Annotated in this window: 15 protein-coding genes; 1 reads left to right on the top strand and 14 read right to left on the bottom strand. The window is 37.4% G+C overall.

Features of this window, described 5'->3' with window-relative positions; genetic code table 11:
* Nucleotides 1–31: 31 nt before the first annotated feature.
* The 10 genes from LKW28_RS07575 to LKW28_RS07530 form a co-directional block, all read right to left on the bottom strand.
* A complete protein-coding gene (locus LKW28_RS07575) occupies nucleotides 32–1,828 on the bottom strand; it encodes an L-lactate permease (protein WP_229139756.1) in 1,797 nt (598 codons plus the stop codon).
* Nucleotides 1,829–2,089: 261 nt separating this feature from the next.
* Nucleotides 2,090–2,647 carry a cupin domain-containing protein gene (locus LKW28_RS07570; RefSeq protein ID WP_229139755.1) on the bottom strand — a complete coding sequence of 186 codons (558 nt, stop codon included), beginning with the start codon at nucleotides 2,645–2,647 and terminating at the stop codon, nucleotides 2,090–2,092.
* Between the two features lie 59 nt (nucleotides 2,648–2,706).
* Nucleotides 2,707–3,471, bottom strand: a complete 765-nt coding sequence (locus LKW28_RS07565; protein WP_229139754.1) for an IclR family transcriptional regulator — start codon at nucleotides 3,469–3,471, stop codon at nucleotides 2,707–2,709.
* A gap of 850 nt (nucleotides 3,472–4,321) precedes the next feature.
* Nucleotides 4,322–5,485 (bottom strand): multiple monosaccharide ABC transporter permease, encoded by a 1,164-nt coding sequence (gene mmsB, locus LKW28_RS07560; RefSeq protein WP_324255019.1) that lies wholly within the window; start codon nucleotides 5,483–5,485, stop codon nucleotides 4,322–4,324.
* Entirely contained in the window at nucleotides 5,469–7,019 is a 1,551-nt protein-coding gene (gene mmsA / locus LKW28_RS07555) for a multiple monosaccharide ABC transporter ATP-binding protein (RefSeq protein WP_229139753.1), read from the bottom strand. The genes mmsB and mmsA overlap by 17 nt, the downstream gene beginning before the upstream one ends.
* Nucleotides 7,020–7,095: 76 nt before the next feature.
* Nucleotides 7,096–8,187 (bottom strand): multiple monosaccharide ABC transporter substrate-binding protein, encoded by a 1,092-nt coding sequence (chvE, locus tag LKW28_RS07550; protein WP_229139752.1) that lies wholly within the window; start codon nucleotides 8,185–8,187, stop codon nucleotides 7,096–7,098.
* 164 nt (nucleotides 8,188–8,351) lie between these two features.
* Nucleotides 8,352–9,545: a response regulator transcription factor gene (locus LKW28_RS07545; RefSeq protein ID WP_229139751.1), complete on the bottom strand. Its 1,194-nt coding sequence runs from the start codon at nucleotides 9,543–9,545 to the stop codon at nucleotides 8,352–8,354.
* Complete coding sequence (locus tag LKW28_RS07540) at nucleotides 9,538–11,367, bottom strand: cache domain-containing sensor histidine kinase (RefSeq protein ID WP_229139750.1); 1,830 nt, start codon at nucleotides 11,365–11,367, stop codon at nucleotides 9,538–9,540. The genes LKW28_RS07545 and LKW28_RS07540 overlap by 8 nt, the downstream gene beginning before the upstream one ends.
* Before the next feature lie 24 nt (nucleotides 11,368–11,391).
* Entirely contained in the window at nucleotides 11,392–12,387 is a 996-nt protein-coding gene (locus LKW28_RS07535) for a substrate-binding domain-containing protein (protein ID WP_229139749.1), read from the bottom strand.
* Nucleotides 12,388–12,628: 241 nt separating this feature from the next.
* Nucleotides 12,629–13,414, bottom strand: coding sequence for a transposase (locus LKW28_RS07530; protein WP_229139748.1), 786 nt, complete (start codon nucleotides 13,412–13,414; stop codon nucleotides 12,629–12,631).
* 807 nt (nucleotides 13,415–14,221) lie between these two features.
* Between LKW28_RS07530 and LKW28_RS07525 the strand changes: the two genes are divergently transcribed.
* A complete protein-coding gene (locus LKW28_RS07525; protein WP_229139747.1) occupies nucleotides 14,222–15,625 on the top strand; it encodes a coiled-coil domain-containing protein in 1,404 nt (467 codons plus the stop codon).
* A gap of 82 nt (nucleotides 15,626–15,707) precedes the next feature.
* On the opposite strand, the gene LKW28_RS07520 is transcribed toward LKW28_RS07525, so the two are convergent.
* From LKW28_RS07520 to LKW28_RS07505, 4 genes are all read right to left on the bottom strand, one after another.
* Entirely contained in the window at nucleotides 15,708–15,908 is a 201-nt protein-coding gene (locus tag LKW28_RS07520) for a YrhA family protein (protein ID WP_229139746.1), read from the bottom strand.
* Complete coding sequence (locus LKW28_RS07515) at nucleotides 15,889–16,032, bottom strand: hypothetical protein (protein ID WP_229139745.1); 144 nt, start codon at nucleotides 16,030–16,032, stop codon at nucleotides 15,889–15,891. The genes LKW28_RS07520 and LKW28_RS07515 overlap by 20 nt, the downstream gene beginning before the upstream one ends.
* A 146-nt stretch (nucleotides 16,033–16,178) precedes the next feature.
* Nucleotides 16,179–16,814 carry a helix-turn-helix transcriptional regulator gene (locus LKW28_RS07510; RefSeq protein ID WP_229139744.1) on the bottom strand — a complete coding sequence of 212 codons (636 nt, stop codon included), beginning with the start codon at nucleotides 16,812–16,814 and terminating at the stop codon, nucleotides 16,179–16,181.
* Nucleotides 16,815–16,879: 65 nt separating this feature from the next.
* Nucleotides 16,880–17,254: a RidA family protein gene (locus LKW28_RS07505; RefSeq protein WP_229139743.1), complete on the bottom strand. Its 375-nt coding sequence runs from the start codon at nucleotides 17,252–17,254 to the stop codon at nucleotides 16,880–16,882.
* Between the last annotated feature and the right edge of the window lie 4 nt (nucleotides 17,255–17,258).

Genomic DNA, 17,258 nt, shown 5'->3' with positions numbered 1-17,258 from the left:
TGGCTATTTTATAAGAATACTTCCTTTAGAATTAAGATCCAATTTTTGTTTTTTGTTCTATCGCCAATTGATAAGGGCGTGGACGATTGATGATTATACTAGCAATAATGGCACCAATTATACCAATCGCTACAATCGTTCCAACATTGAAACCGAATCCATTTATGAGGATATATCCAATGGATGCTGTAAAGAGCATGTAATAGGTAACTGGCGCAATAACCTTTCTGATAACGTCACCTTCTCTGCCAGTAAGACCAACTGCAGCACAAGCCATAACGACATTATGGACACAAATCATATTACCAGCGGCAGCACCAACACATTGTAAGGCTACTACCCAAGATGAATTGATTCCAATATTTTGAGCCACTTCAAATTGGAAAAATCCGAACATCATATTACTAAAAGTATTACTGCCCGCTAAGAAAGCACCCATACCACCAATTACCGGGGCCGCATATGCCCATAATCCACCTGAAATGAAGGTGAATCCTTCCGCTAATACAGTTGGTATATTTTCATAACCAGCGGCTCCCCCACCGCTATTTAGGAAAACCTTTACCATTGGAACTGCAAAAATCAATGCTGCACCTGCTCCAATTATAACTTTTGAGGATTCCTTAAATGCTCGTGTAAAAGACTTTTTGTTCATATCATGTAGAAAGTATGTCACGATGGATACAGCAATAAAAACGGTTCCAGGTGAATAAAGAATATCAAGAGATGGACTAATTTCCGTACCGAAAAGGTTAGTAAACTTGATTTTTACTTGTTTCAACCAAGAGCCGATTGGTAAAAACTCCAATCTTGTAATTAAAAGAGATGCAGCCATTATGAGATATGGCATCCAAGCACGATATAGTGAAAACGAGAAAGGTTTTTCTTTGACTTCATCAATACTTAAATTACTTAACCATTTTTTATCCCAATTTGATTTCACGTCGAAATCCCAGACAGTATCTTTTGGCATGAACCATCCTTTTTTTGCTGCAATAACAGCAGGGATTACACCTATTAGACCACCAAAAATAGATGGAAATTCAGGTCCTAAAATAACTGCTGTTAATACATATGGAACTGAAACGCATAAACCACCGAATAGAGCAAATTTCCAGGCACCGAATCCCTCTTTAATTGAACGATTTTTACCAAAGAATCGGGTTAACAATACAACCATAAATAATGGAACGAACAATCCAACAACTCCATGAAGAACAGCCACCTTGACACCTAGATCGTTAATATATTGCTCCCAAGATACCCCATTGGTGATGGCAGCGTTTACACTTTCCAGCATACCACCTCCTAGACCCGTATCTAGTCCAACAAGTATTGGTGTACCTACCGCACCGAAGGAAACGGACATACTTTGGAAGATCATTACCACCATTGCAGCAGCCATTGCCGGATACCCTAGGGCTACCAATAACGGCCCCATCACGGCACCCGTTGATCCAAATCCAGCAGCGCCCTCGAAAAAGGCTCCGAAAATCCATAAAAAAATGACAACTTGAATTCGCCGATCACCGGTTACGTCCGAAATGTTTTTACGAATTAAACCAAGCGCACCACTTTCTTTGATTGTATTAAGGAGTAATACGGCACCAAACACGATATATAAAATTGATATTGCCGTAACCACCCCATCCGTACTAGCGGCAAGAATCTGATTAGTAGGTACCTTCCACACAAAGAATGATATCAGAATAACTGAAATAAAGGCTAAAATCATTGCATTTCTAGCACTCCAACGTAAAATGACTAGAAATAAAAATATAATCAAAATTGGCAGTATTGCAAGTAAAGTTAATAATAATTGACTCATTCTACACCTCCTGATATTTATTAAATACATAATTATTCATGACAGGTAACCTATACAGGATACAGGTAACTTCTAAAAGTTCAAAAATGAAAATAAGTATAAAAATTGGTGTGATTTGTATCACTGTTGTTTTTAATTTTCAGATAATTACTTCTTTAAATAAGGGCATGATTAACTGGATTGATATCCCGATGTACCCCAGTATAAATCATACCCCGTAAAAATTTTATTTTCATAATTAAATCTTTTTTGAGGATACTATTATCGTGTTATTCTTGCTTCTGGTAAAATATCCTTCTCTTCAGCACTGCCTTCAACAACATGCTTTGCCCCTGTTCCAAGCGGCTCTTCCAAGAACCATGCTCCCATACCAGAAACAGTAGGCACATCTTGGATAGTATAAAGAATCGCATTTTCAGTATCAGATGTATTGCAATGTTCGTGGGCAAGCCAAGCTGGAGAGAAAAATACATCTCCTTTTTCCCATTCAATTTTTTCACCCTCGATAATACTATACCCTTCTCCCTGGAAAACAAAGAAGATAGCCATATTACTGTGTCTATGTGGGTTATTATGTTCTCCAGGTGCCAATACCTGCACCAACGCATTTACATTTGGAGAAACCCCATATTTGTCACCAGTATCTTTATTTATCAACGATACTGCACCTCTTCCATCTCCCATAAAGGAATCGGATAAGGAATCATTTAAAGCTTTTTCAATATCCTTACCTTTCCAAATAGCTGGACGAACCGATGGCTTTTTACTTTTTGTTAAAAACTCTTTGTAACTAATAAGATCTGTTTTTGCAATACTCATGTTTATTTCCTCCTTATAATTAACCTAAATTTATTTTAATGCAGAACTATGCCTCCTCTTTACGCTTGGTATGCAAGCTGTGAGGAAACCTGTTCTGCTATTTCCCTCATTCTTAATGCTAAATCGGTATCAGTAATTAACTCATTGGAAAACCCAATTAAACCAATAGCAGCAATCATTTTCCCTGAATGATCAAAAATCGGGCAGGATATCGAATTACTTCCGGGTAAATCACCAAAATAATCATCCCTGGTAGAAAAACCGTCTTTCTTAATTTGATATAACTCCTCAAGGACGTTTTCCTTCTTCAAATCATAATTCTCTATTTCCTGATCCATTAGATCTTTTGTAAGTTCTGCAGGAAGATATGCCGCAAAACATTTTCCGACTGAACTTCCAAGAAAAGATGGATAATATCCAATTTCAATTTCCACATTAATTGATCTTCCACTGCTTTGATATTTTGAAATCATTGGACCCTTTTCGGTCCAAATAGCCAACACTGATGATTGATTAAATTCATCCTTAATTTTTAGCATATAAGAGTCTATTATTGATGAAATATCCAGTCGATTCAAAGCGTTTAAGCCAAGTTCAATTAATTTGGATCCGAAATTGTATGTTTTTTTCACATCATCAAAATTTAATACACCAATATTCACAAAGCTTACAAGGTACTTTTTTAAATTATTTTTTGGCATACCAACCCTTTGAGATAGTTCAGTAAGCGTCAAAGGCTGATTCTCTTTCTTCACCTCCTCCAAAATTGAGAATGCGTTTTCAAGTGACTGAATTCCAATGCCATCCATTATTTTCTGACTCAATTAAAACACCGCCTAATCTGTACACTAATAGTGTACTTAAATAACTATTAGTGTATCACTATTTTAGCACCACATAAACAAGTTGGCAATAGTGAAAATTAAAAATTGATAATATTTTCGGAAAACAGAGAGAAAACAGAGGGACGGTTCTCCCGTTTCCCTATAAAATGGAATAGTACCCCTTGATCCTCCATTGATCAAGCCTTAAATACAAGATTCAAAGATATCCCCCGCAGCCTCGCTTCTTCATCTGTTAATCCCCTATCATTCACTATCTCACTTACTTCCTCCATCTGTAATATCATGGTACTTATCCGTAGAGTTTTAGAAATTGAAGAAAGAGAAAGAGAAAGAGCAATTTAAGCGTAAATAGGGCCCAGATACTCGATTTCGATAGGATTGAATGTGTTTGGGAGTAAAAGTGTATTAATGGTTGGGGTAATCAAGAAATCCACTTTGGTAGGGATTCAACACTGCGATGAGGGAATATAGATAAATATCTGTGGATTGTATCTCCAACTACTGCAATTTCAAAGGCTAGCTTAGATTGTACATGCAAATGACATTGCGGAGGTTTCTATGAATATACTAAACCTCGATAAATTCTAAACTTAAACCTAATACAATTCACTCAAGTCCCTTTACACCATACTAGAATTTTTTATTGTCATAAAAAGAGTTGGAAATAAATTATTTTTAGTGTGCTTCGGTATTTGGATTGGTGATAAAAAAGAAGATGGAAAAGGGAATTCAAAACAGCGAGGTTACTAGTTCATTAAATAAAGCAACAATGGAAAAAAATAGGGGAACGGCGGAACCGTCCCCATGTTTACCCATGTTTATTCCATGTTTACTTCCCAGCGCGATTCTTATTGTAGATATCGAATCCGACTGCAAGTAATAATACTAGGCCTTTGATGGCTTGTTGCCAGTCGATTCCGACACCGATTAGGGACATACCATTGTTCATGATACCCATGACAAGTCCACCAATAATGGCTCCAATGACGGTACCAACGCCACCAGCCATTGACGCTCCACCAATAAATACCGCAGCAATTGCATCGAGTTCAAGCATGTTACCGGCTGCAGGTGTAGCGGAGTTAAGGCGGGATGCAAACATCAATCCAGCCAAAGCTGCAATGACACCGTTGTTCACGAATACCCAGAATACAACACGCTTTGTTTTAATCCCGGATAGGTCAGCTGCTTTTTGGTTACCACCCGTTGCATAAATGTGACGGCCCATAACTGTGTTTTTCATCACAAATGTGTAGACAACGATGAGAATAATAACAATGATTAACACCACTGGAATCCCCTTGTTTAACGCCAATTGATATGCAAACCAGTTAATAACCAAGACGAGCAATGCAAGCTTTGTTAAAGAGAGCCATAAAGGACTAACCTCATAGCTATAAGATAACTGCCTTTTACGATTTTTAAATTCCAAATAAATTAAGGATAACGATAGAATAATAGATAAAAGAATAGTTAGTAAGTGTAATTCCCCTGATCCAATCGCAGGTAAAAAGCCTCCACTTAGCATTCCAAATGAATCAGGAAAAGGTGCAAGCGATTTTCCATCAAGCAGGTACAGGGTTAATCCACGGAAAATTAACATACTCGCTAGTGTTACAATAAAGGATGGTAGCCCCATATATGCAATCCAAAATCCTTGCCAAACCCCGATTATTGCACCAATAACAAGGGATAGAACTATCGCCAACCAAACTGGCACATTATGATTGATCATCAGTACGCCGGCAATAGCACCGACGATTGCTACAACAGAACCAACAGATAAATCGATATGCCCCGTAATGATGACTAAGACCATTCCAATCGCCAAGACGAGGATAAATCCATTTTGAAGGATTAGGTTGGTTAAGTTTAGTGAACTAAATGAAATACCATCCGTTAGGATCCAAAATAGTCCGGCAATGAACACCAGTGCAATGATCATTCCATATTCTCGGATATTGTTGCGAAATAAATTAATTATTGTTTGCACGTTTAGTCCCTCCAGTTCCCGTCATATAGCGCATTACGCTCTCCTGATTCGCTTCTGCGCGGTCAAGTTCACCCGTTATCCGGCCTTCATTCATGACATAAATTCGGTCTGAAAGTCCTAACACTTCAGGTAGTTCAGAGGAGATAACAAGTACACCCATTCCTTCAGCCGCAAGTTCATGTATGAGTGAGTAAATTTCAAACTTTGCTCCAACATCGATTCCCCGGGTCGGTTCGTCCAATATCAATATATCCGGCTCGGTAAAAATCCACTTGCTTAAAACAATTTTTTGCTGATTTCCACCGCTTAAATTACCCGCGAGTTGACCCAATGTTGGTGTTTTTATGTTCAATCTTTCCCGTAAAAGCTGCGCTTCCCGGAATTCCTTATTTTCATCAATTACCGTATTATTCGAAATTCGCTTGAGATTAGACAGAGTTATATTCCGTTTGATATCATCGATTAAATTTAATCCATATGTTTTTCGGTCCTCTGAAACATAAGCAACGCCATGCTCAATTGCTTCACTTACCGTATTTATTTGGATTTCTTCCCCGTTTTTGTACAACAAGCCTGTAATTTTTTTACCATAGGTTTTACCAAAAATACTCATTGCCAGTTCTGTTCTGCCTGCACCCATTAAACCTGCTAATCCAACGATTTCCCCACGTCGAATATGAATGTTCACATTGTCTATGACTTTTCGGTCACGTTGTAGAGGATGATACACATTCCAATTTTCCACTTCAAAAATCGTTTCCCCAATAGCAGGTACCCGCTCGGGATAGCGGCTTGTCAACTCGCGTCCTACCATTCCCTTAATAATACGATCCTCTGTCGCCTTTCCACCATCGGCTTCAAACGTTTCAATGGTTTGCCCATCTCGTAAAATCGTAATATTATCTGAAATACTAGACACTTCATTTAATTTATGGGAAATTAGAATGGAGGTAATTCCTTGTTTTTTAAGTTCTAGCAGGAGCTTTAACAGATTTTCACTATCTGTTTCATTAAGTGCAGCTGTTGGTTCATCAAGAATTAATAGTTTTACATTTTTCGATAAGGCTTTGGCAATTTCAACAAGCTGTTGTTTTCCAACCCCAATATCCATAACAGCTGTGTTCGGTGATTCCTTTAACCCCACACGTTCCAATAGTTTTATTGCTTCTGAAAACGTATCCTGCCAATTGATAATAGCTTTGGATTGTCTCTCATTTCCGAGAAAGATATTTTCGGCAATCGATAAAAAGGGACTTAATGCCAACTCTTGATGAATGATGACAATGCCTATTTGTTCACTTTGCTTAATATCCTTGAAGTTACATTCTTCGCCTTCAAAATAAATGCTGCCTTCATAGGAACCACTTGGATAAACACCACTTAATACCTTCATCAACGTTGATTTACCAGCGCCATTTTCACCTACTAAAGAGTGAATTTCGCCTTTTTCAACCTTCAAATTTACGTTATCGAGAGCTTTAACTCCAGGAAATGTTTTTGTGATGTTTCGCATTTCTAAAATATAATCAGGCATACCCTCACCACCTCGTTAAGAATCATGGAATGAAGTAATTTAGTGGTGACCGAAATCACCACTAAATTTGGTTTTCTTATTTAATGTCGTCTTCTGTATAATAGCCGCTATCAATTAACAATTCCTTGTAATTGTTAATGTCGACTGATACAGGTTCAACTAAGTAAGAAGGAACAACTTTTTTACCATTATCGTACGTTTCAGTATCATTCACTTCTGCTTCTTCTCCAGCAAGAATCGCTTCAATCATCTTTACAACAACAGCAGCAAGATTACGTGTATCTTTAAATACTGTTTGAGTTTGTTCTTCTGCAATAATTGATTTAATAGAAGCAGACTCTGCATCTTGTCCAGTTACAATTGGAAGTGGAAGATCAGCAGAACCATACCCAACTCCTTTTAATGCTTGAATAACTCCACGGCTGATTCCATCATATGGTGAAAGAACCGCATCTACTGTTTCAGAACCAGAATAAGATTTACTTAGAATGTTTTCCATCCGAGATTTTGCTGTATTTCCATCCCAACGCATTGTTGCAGCTTGTTGGAATTCTGTTTGTCCACTTTGTACAACTAATTTACCACTGTCGATATATGGTTTAAGAACAGACAAAGCACCATCCCAGAAGAAATAAGCGTTATTGTCATCTGGTGATCCGCCAAATAATTCAATGTTAAATGGACCAGCTTCATCCTTAAGCTTAAGTGCTTCTTCAATATAAGTAGCCTGTAACACACCTACCTGGAAGTTATCAAAAGTTGCATAATAGCTTACATTTTCCGTTTCCATAATTAAACGGTCATACGCAATTACTTGGATATCTTGTTCAGCTGCTTTGTCAAGTACATTTGTTAAAGCAGTACCGTCAATCGATGCCACAACTAGAACTTTTGCGCCTTTTACAATCATATTTTCAATCTGTTCGATTTGCTTATCTACATCATCTTCTGCATACTGTAAATCTGTTTTGTAGCCTAGCTCTTCCAATTGCTTCACCATGTTATTTCCATCATCAACCCAACGCTGAGATGACTTCGTAGGCATCGCAACCCCAATTAATTCATCTTTTGATTCTTTCCCAGATCCGGATGATTTGTCATTACCACTGCAAGCCACCAAGGAAAATACTAAACTAATAATTAGCACTAAAAAACTAAGTTTTTTCATCATTGTAACCCCTTCCATTTCTTTGTTTATCTGACTAGTTATAAAATACCATTTCCCCCTATGTAAGGCTTTACATATTTTTAAACACTTTTTATAAAAATTTAAACTGATTGAAATAAATGCTAAATAAACACAATAAAAAACACTTTCAACAGAAAGTGCTTTCAATTTTTAAATTGCATCGGGGATACACCGACTATTTTTTTAAAAGTAGTGCTAAAGTAGTGTTGGGAATCATATCCGACGGCCTCTGCTATATCACGTATGGATAGTTCGGTTGTTTTTAATAAATCAACAGCTTTATTGATTCGCATTTGGGTTAGAAGTCCAACGTAAGAAATACCCAGCTCATGTTTCATTATCCGGCTTAAATAGACCGTTGTAATATGCAATTCCTCAGCAACCTTTTCCAACGTTAAAGAGGAATCCTGGTAATGCTGTCGAATATAGGAAAGTGCATCCTTCACAATTGGAGAAATTTTGATCTGCTTATCCACTTCTCTTTTACATCGATCATATACTTTGTATAAATGAGTGAATTCCAGTTCCTTTATATCTTCCATATGATAATAGATCGTGATAGAAAAATAATGTTGTACAACATCCCTTATTTCGGTCATTTGCTCCTGATTGATTGGCTCCCATAAGCAGATATTTAGCAAATGCGATCTGTCCCAAAAGACTATGATCTTATTTGATTTTATCATTTCTTTTACAATATTCTCGATTGCAAATAAATAGATTTGCCGGTCATTTTCTTGCATAAACATTTGATTCAGATGGTAGTCAGGCCATTTTATTACGATATATTGAATCGGAGTGGTTACAGGCAAGTTTAAAAATTGCAGCTGTTCCATTATTTCTTCGTTCGCTAGCTGACCTTCCATCCAATCCTGAAAAAATCGCTCTTTGAGCTGTGTCTGATTCCTTTTAATTTGGATTGTGGCCTGTTTTACGAATTCTTTTTGGCTAACCTCCATATCCAGCTTTCGTTGCAGTTCCATGATGATTGCTTCCAGCTTTCCTGGATTCACAGGTTTTAATAGGTAATCCTCCACCTTCAAACGAAGCGCCTCTTGAGCGTAACGGAATTCATCGTAACCCGATACCACTACCATTTTACAGGCTGGCAATTGTTGTTTAATCTGTTTCATAGCTTCCAGACCATTCATGATCGGCATATTTAAATCAATGAGTAAAATATCAACCTGATGCTCAAGCGCTACTTCAACTGCTTCCTCCCCATCCTCTGCTTCACCAACCACTTCCATATTATATCTCTCCCAATCAACAGAAGAATGGATGCCATCACGAATAATAAATTCGTCATCTGCAATTAAAACCTTCCATTTACGCATGTTTCCTCCACTCCTCTTCCCATCCAAAATCCTTTTCTAATATTGGTAATACCAATTCAATCTTTGTACCTGTATTTTCTGAACTCTCAATCGTAATCCCATATTCATGACCGAACGCTAGTAAAATTCTAGCTTGAACATTTAAGATTCCATATCCCTTTTGATTCTTCGATTCGCCTTGATTTTCCGTTATTCTCACCGCATCAGTAAGGGCTAGTCGAATTTCGTGCAGCTGTGATTCCGACATCCCGGCCCCATTATCCTGGATAGCAAGTAATAATTTCTCTTTATCCTGTCGTGCAGTGACCAAAATTTGCCCCGGCCCCCGCCGCTCCTTGATTCCATGGTAGATTGCATTTTCGATAAGTGGCTGTAAAATAAATTTTAAAACATATAACGAACCCAGCCCTTCGTCCACATCAATCTGATATAGCAGCTTTTCACGATATCTCGTTTTTTGAATCCTTAAATAGCTTTCGATATGTTCGATTTCCTTATCAAGGGTGATGATATCCCTTCCTTTACTTAGCCCAATCCGGAACAATTTTGCTAATGATTCAACGACTTCGGCGATATCAGTGGCCTTTTGCTTTCTTGCCATCCATTGAATTGTATCAAGCGTGTTATAGAGAAAATGGGGATTGATATTAGCTTGTAAACTTCGAAACTCTGCTTCCCGCTTCTGTCTTTCATGTCGCTCGGTAAGACGCAACAGCTCATTGATTTGTTTTAACATTTTATTAAAGCTTCGACCGAGCATGCCAATTTCATCATCTCGTTTTTCGATATAACGTACTCCAAGCTCGCCACCTTCCGCTTTACGCATAAATGTCATTAACTGCCCGATTGGTTTTGAAATGGAGATTGATAGAACGTAAGATACTGCTATACCAAATAATAGAATGATAAACACAAAAACGACTAAATAAAATTGGATTTCACTTATTTCATAAATGGTTTCCTTTGTTGGGAAAACACCTATAACGGTCCAGTTGGAATAGGGTGATTTTTGGTAAATGAATTGCAATTTCTGTGAATTGACTTCTTTTGAAAATGTCCCTGATTTTTTCCCTTCGAACCACTCATTCGGAATTGTCTCAATTAATGGGTCATCTGGTTGATAGATGGCGCGGTTCTGATCATCAATCGCCGTTAAATAGCCTGTCTTTCCTAAACGTACATCTACCAGCGTTTCAGCAATCGTTCTGACCTTTAAATCAATTAGAACGACACCTAATACATCCTGTGTAATCGGATCCATAATAGCACGAACTACAGTCACGACCTCATTATTTTTATAATTCACCAATGATGAGATTCTTCGTTCCTTCGGCTGACCAATAATTTTAAAGATTCCTTTGTTTTCAATAGCTTCTTTATACCATGACTCTTCTGTTAAATTCGTTGAATCAGGTGCATACAATTCATTACTGACATATTTCCCAGAAGTATTTACGAGCAGAATACCCGCAATTTCAGGCGATAACGTTGTAAAATTGCGCAGATAACGTTGAATCTCAAATTCATTCGTTTGATCTTGAACAGGCATTTGATTTTTTGTATCAAAAAATTCCTGAACCCGATTATTATAGGAAATAAAATAGGTAATCCGCTGCATGTTGGTTAAATGAAATTCAAGTGACTCGTTCACTTTACTAATCAGCTGTAATGTATTCTTATTTACCTGCTCTTCCACAACACGTCCAACTGTCCAATTTATTAACATTCCTAAACAAATAATCGGAATGACACTAATGATTAAAAAATGAGAGATTAGTTTATATCGAATGGGCAGATTATTAATTTGTATAAAATTTTTCAATCGAACCAATCCATTCTAAGAAGTTTAATGCGGGTAATAGGATTGAACATTTTCCTTTGTCACAATGGTTACACCCGTATCTACATATTGAGGCAATGGTGCATCTTTATGTTCTTGTTCAAAAAAACCATGCTGTAAGTGAAACAAAAATTGCAAGGACCAGTATCCCATCTCCCATGTGCCCTGCGCAATTGAAGCAGAGATAACACCGTCTTTAATCATATCCAGTGTTCCCTTATCCGTATCAAAACTGATAACTTTTATCGAATCCTGGAGGTTATTCTTAATGATGGCTTGTCCGACTCCAACTCCGCCATTCGCTTCTGTAACAAAGATTCCCGAAAGGTCGGGATTTTCCGCAATCATAGTTTCCGCCACTTCTCCAGATACCACCTGATCTCCTCTTCCGTCGTTGATGGAAACGATCTCCATATCGGGGTAGTCCATAAAAATGGTATCCTGAAACCCTTGGGTACGTTCCTGATGATTTAATTGATGTGGAAGTGTAATGACGCCAACCTTCCCCTTTTTGTTCAATAACTCGGCCATTTTTCGGGCTGCTTCCGCCCCAGCTTTATAATTATCTGTACCTAAAAATGAATAAGCCTTGCTATCCGGGGCATCGGCATCAAACATCACAACTGGTATCCCAGCCTCCACTGCTTTATCAATCACAGGATTTAAGGCTTGCGGGTCCATTGTGGAAATGGCAATTCCCGCTGGATTTTTGGCAATCACCTGTTCAAGAACCGTGACCTCTTCGTGAACGTCATATTGCGTGGCACCCCGATATTCAATCGATACATTTAAAGCCTCCGCTGCATCCTCAAAACCTTTTAACGCCCGTTTCCAGTAGTCTATTCCAGACAAAAACGTGACCATTACGTAAGTTTCATCCGTATTCCCGACTAGTTCATTATCATTCCATGCACGTTTCGCTGAGCGCTCCGCCTGGTAATTATAGATATATAACACAAACAAACCAATGAGCAATAAGTAAACGAAAAGCAGCTTTTTCATATTTGTAACCCCTTTCATGAAAGAGCGTTAAGAAGAAGAAACTTATAATGATATCACCATTATTGCTGTTGTAACTGCAGTAAACTACAATATTCTCCAAAAAGTGCTAATTTCCTGCATAAACTTTCAAATTTTCGAAAGTAAAACAAGGGGACGGTTCTTGAAGGGGACAATCGGGAAACAAAGGGACGGTTCTCCCGTTCTCCTATAATCTGGAAGCCCCCCCCTTATTCGCTTTTGTTCACGCCCTAAACACAAGATTCAAAGATATCCCCAATATCCTCGCAGCCTGGCGCATCGAAATTCCCCTAATTCCTTTTACCTCTCGTAGCACTTCTTTTCTTAGTTCCTTGGGCAAGCTCTTTACATGCGGAATTTCCATGGCCCCCAGCAATTCCTTAATTTGCAGCCTCGCTTCATGATCTGTTAATCCCCTATCATTCACTATCTCATCCAGACATTGATCATCGTTTTGTCTTTCATTAAATTCTTTAAATAATGCCTGAGCTTCTTTGACGTCAGGAGAAAACATATTTAATAGAAAATACCGATCCAATAACCCCTGTGGATAAAAGCTGTGACCATAGTATCCGCGACAGCTGCTCCACTTCCATCCATCCGGTCTCGTTTCCATCCCTGCCTTTACAGGGTTTTGATGTATATACCTGACAACTGTTCGCAAATAGCCCCGATCTTCAACATTCTCGCTTTTGAACCGATCCTGAAAAAGATGTCCAGTCGTCTTATATTTCCAATTGTAATATCCGGCATAACTCACACCAATCCGTTTCATCGTACTAGAAATACTTTCATCCCCCTCCTTTATTAATAAATGAACATGATTACTCATTAGACACCATGCATAGAATCTCAAATTTAGCATCATTTTATATTTTTTCAGAATCTCCAAGAAGGTCCTCCAGTCCTCTTCATCATGGAAAATTTCCTGCCGATTCGCTCCCCTCCACATCAAATGATAGACTCCTGTTTTACTTATTAACCTTGCCTTTCGAGGCAATTTGTCCACCTCCAGATATTCTGTTGTTTAAACTTTTCTTGTGCTTTTTTCCTTCTTAACGTACTTGCTTCCTTCATCCGTAATATCATGGTACTTATCCGTTGAGTTTTAGCGATTGGAGAAAAAGAGAAATAGCAAATAGAGCATAGATAGGGCCAAATATCCTATTTTAATAGGTTGGAATTTGTTTGAGAGTACAAGTGCAATAATGGTTTTGTTAGCCAAGAAATCTGCTAAGCCGGGGATTCGACCTTACGACGAAGCTAAGGGATGAAGGATAAGGAACTGTGTGCTTTGCCTCCAGCTACCGCTATTTTAAAGGACTTTTAGCTTGTCCATGCATACGGACAAATGCTGGAATACGTCTTGAATATGCTGTACGCACTTGGAACCTGAGCACAATTCCCCCAAGTCACTTTATTCCAATATTAAAAATAATCATAGAAAGTTAAAAAGTGTTGGAAATAGATTGTTTTTAGTGTGGCTTGGTAATTAAAAGAAGAAGGATTGGGGATTTCAAATAGCGAGATTACAAGTTCAATATAATTATTCTATGTCTAGTTCAATAGTCCTTCTATTCTTGAAAAACTTTTTTTAAAATTTTTATTTCACAACAATTGAGCAGAAATGGTAAAAAATAGGGGAACAGTTGAACCGTCCCTATGTTTCCCCAAAGTTCAGCACCACTTTCACTCGTTTTGTAGATTTCTGTTGATATCTATTTATTGAAAAACTGTTAATTCTCGTTTAACGTTTACATTAGATGTAAAAAAATAGGGAAACGGCGGAACCGTCCCTATGTTTGGAGGTAAAGTATTGAATAGAAAGCTAATATTTCTAAATACGATGATTGTTGTAAGTATAGGGAGTATTTCTTTTGTCCCGGTTATTTCTGCAGAAGCAACTGAAAATCAAAGAGGAGGAATAGAATCTTCTCTTGCAACTTCAACAAATCCACTTCATGAAAATCCTCCTACTGAATCAACGAATGATCAAACAGAACCACCTAAGAATACAGAAAACAAATCCACAACAGAAAATGAACAAAAATCTATAATGGACTCAATGAAGGAGTTTGAAGAAGGTACCAACTTAATTAAAGAGGAACATGAAGGTATTCGTGCAGAGATTGAAAAAACCGTTCAAGAGCTCTTAAAAATCCAAGCTGATATTGCACATTTCAATAAACAAATCCAACAATTTGAACAAGCGATTACAGATAATAATAAAATTATAGAAGAAACAAAGGCAAATATTAATGAAAACAATCAAGAGATTAAGAAGCTGGAAAAAGAAATACATTCCTTGAATGAGGGAATTCAAAAGCGCTTGGAAATATTACAAAATAGAGCTAGAGCACTTCAAAGAAATGGTGGAAAAGTAGAGTATGTAAATGTTTTAGTCGGATCATCAAATTTCAGTAACTTTGTTGACCGTGTATTTGCGGTCGCAACACTATTGAAAGCAGATAAAAATTTAATAGAGCAGCAGAAGTCAGATTTAAAAAAGTTAGAAGACAAGCAAGCTATCGTTAAGGAAAAACTTGAAGGATTAACTGCTATGAAAATTGAATACGAAGGAATGCAAGCAAATATAGTAGAGCAAAAAAGACAACAGGATGTTCTAAAAGAAGCCGTGGAACGAAAGGAACAGGAAAGTCTGGATTTCATGGCCGAATTATATAAAAATAATCGAGATCTTGCACTAGAAGCGGAAGCAATTAAGGAGAAATTCTTAAATGAGCAGGATGGTAAATTTGAAATTAATTCAGAATCAACCTTAGAAAGTATTGAATATATTAATCAATTTGCACGGACCGCCTCTAATACAAGTGATGGCTTAGTTGAGGCAATTATTAACTCTTATAGCTATATTGGTAATTCTGTTTACGTATTCGGTGCTGGAAGGAATCAAATTGATATAGATAATGGGAGATTTGATTGTTCCGGATTCGTTAACCATGTTTTTTCCGAAGCAGGTATTCATGTCGGAAATACTACTGATACATTAAAGAATGAAGGAGTTAAAATTCCATCTAGTGCCATGCAATTTGGTGATTTAGTATTCTTTGATACATATAAGATAGATGGACATGTCGGTATTTATATAGGTGGAGGTAAGTTTTTAGGATCTCAAAGCTCTACGGGTGTAGCGATTGCTGATATGACTACCGGGTATTGGAAAGAAAAGTTTAACGGTCGTGTAATTAGAATTCAATGAACAAGGGGACGGTTCTTCCGTTCCCCTATGTTTCACTAACTGTTTTTACAGCACACTTTTAATTGCTTCAATAATCATTTCTTCAAAAACTCTTATATTCCTCCATGATTTCACCACTCGGCTTATCTAGTTCAAGAAATACATTATTGTCTATATCAAAGCAATACCAAGATATGTTTGAATCAAGAAAAAATAAATAGTTATTTTCCCATTCATTTTCTCGCCAAATTTCATTTACCTCAATAAAATCATTATTTTCATCCTCAGGCTGCGCATTGCGCATTATAGATAACTAGTCCATTAAAACTAAAATCTACTGCCTCATCCATTACCTTAAGGATGTGATTATCCGGTATTTTATTGTATAATATTGAGTACATGCTTAATTGTTTTCTGCTTTTAAGCATAAAGAATCCCCCTCTTTTGGTGATAGTTTTTCGACAACTCTATTTTACCAAAATCGGGGGTTTTTGTATTTATTTACGAAAGCCTACGATTTTCCAGTTATTTAGAAACGTTTTTCGGTGGCCTCGTAACTTCCCCATGTCCACGCTCACCCCCGACCATTATCCAGGTAGGTATATAGTGTGTATTTGGATATATCTAGAAAGCGGCATACATGATCTCCTGCTTTCTTTATGAGGAAGGCGCCACGTTTGTCTAAGTACTTAATTGCTTGTATCTTATCTTCCTTTGTCATATGGACAACGGGTTTTCCGATTTCTTTTTGGCATTCCTGAATGAGATATTCTAGAAGCTCATTTACATCTTCTACAAAAACCTCTTTGACCTCAGATTCCAGACTATGCATAGTGATTGATTTGATTGTTTTTTCTGCCATAATTAAATCAGAGATATCAAGATTGATACAGATTGCCCCAATTGGTGTACCTTCACTATTATTGATATAGACAGAAGTTGACCTTAGGATCTTACCATTCTTTGTATGTGTAATATAGTTATAACGATCTCCGTCCTTTACCGTTCCACGTAGGACCTCAAGACCCAAATTGGTACCACTATCTCCGATTTTACGACCAGTTATCGTAGGATTTTCAATTGCCACGATTGAATTTTCGTAATCACCCGTTAAATCATGGAGGACCACTTCACATTTGTCTCCGAATTGGGCACTTATTCCCTTTATGATTTTTGTGAGTAACTCCATTTCATCCTTGATATTTTCCACAGTAATTACCTCGATTCATGTTACACTGCTTTTCATTAGATTATATTATATATTAAATTAAAGAGTTAGTCGGTGATTTCCGCAATCACATCAATTTCCACAAGAATATCCATTAGCTGACTTCCAACTGTTGTTCGAACGGGATAAGGTTCACTGAAATACTCCCCATATACTTTGTTATATTCATCAAAGTACTTTAAATCGGATAAATGCGCTGTCACTTTGACGACATCGGACATTTTCGCACCTGCAGTCTCCAATATTTTTTGGATATTATGCATTACCTGTCTTGTTTGCTCTTCAATAGTTGTTGGTGTTTCTCCAGTTTCCGGGTTTTTCGGTCCTTGACCCGCTACATAAATTTGATTACCTACCTTTACTGCTTGCGAATATGCCCCCACTGGGGTAGGTGCTTGACTTGTTACGATTCCTTCTTTCACTATA

Origin of the sequence: Bacillus sp. REN16, from assembly GCF_020731355.1 — a bacterium.
Lineage (GTDB): Bacteria > Bacillota > Bacilli > Bacillales > Bacillaceae_L > Ferdinandcohnia.
Note: the sequence above shows the minus strand (reverse complement) of the source record. Positions and strands in the feature narration are given on the sequence as shown.

Coding starts and splice junctions, on each gene's coding strand:
- LKW28_RS07575 (WP_229139756.1), bottom strand. CDS start 1,828: ATGAGTCAATTATTATTAACTTTACTTGCAATACTGCCAATTTTGATT.
- LKW28_RS07570 (WP_229139755.1), bottom strand. CDS start 2,647: ATGAGTATTGCAAAAACAGATCTTATTAGTTACAAAGAGTTTTTAACA.
- mmsA (WP_229139753.1), bottom strand. CDS start 7,019: ATGCCTGATTATATTTTAGAAATGCGAAACATCACAAAAACATTTCCT.
- chvE (WP_229139752.1), bottom strand. CDS start 8,187: ATGAAAAAACTTAGTTTTTTAGTGCTAATTATTAGTTTAGTATTTTCC.
- LKW28_RS07545 (WP_229139751.1), bottom strand. CDS start 9,545: ATGCGTAAATGGAAGGTTTTAATTGCAGATGACGAATTTATTATTCGT.
- LKW28_RS07535 (WP_229139749.1), bottom strand. CDS start 12,387: ATGAAAAAGCTGCTTTTCGTTTACTTATTGCTCATTGGTTTGTTTGTG.
- LKW28_RS07520 (WP_229139746.1), bottom strand. CDS start 15,908: ATGCGCAATGCGCAGCCTGAGGATGAAAATAATGATTTTATTGAGGTA.
- LKW28_RS07515 (WP_229139745.1), bottom strand. CDS start 16,032: ATGCTTAAAAGCAGAAAACAATTAAGCATGTACTCAATATTATACAAT.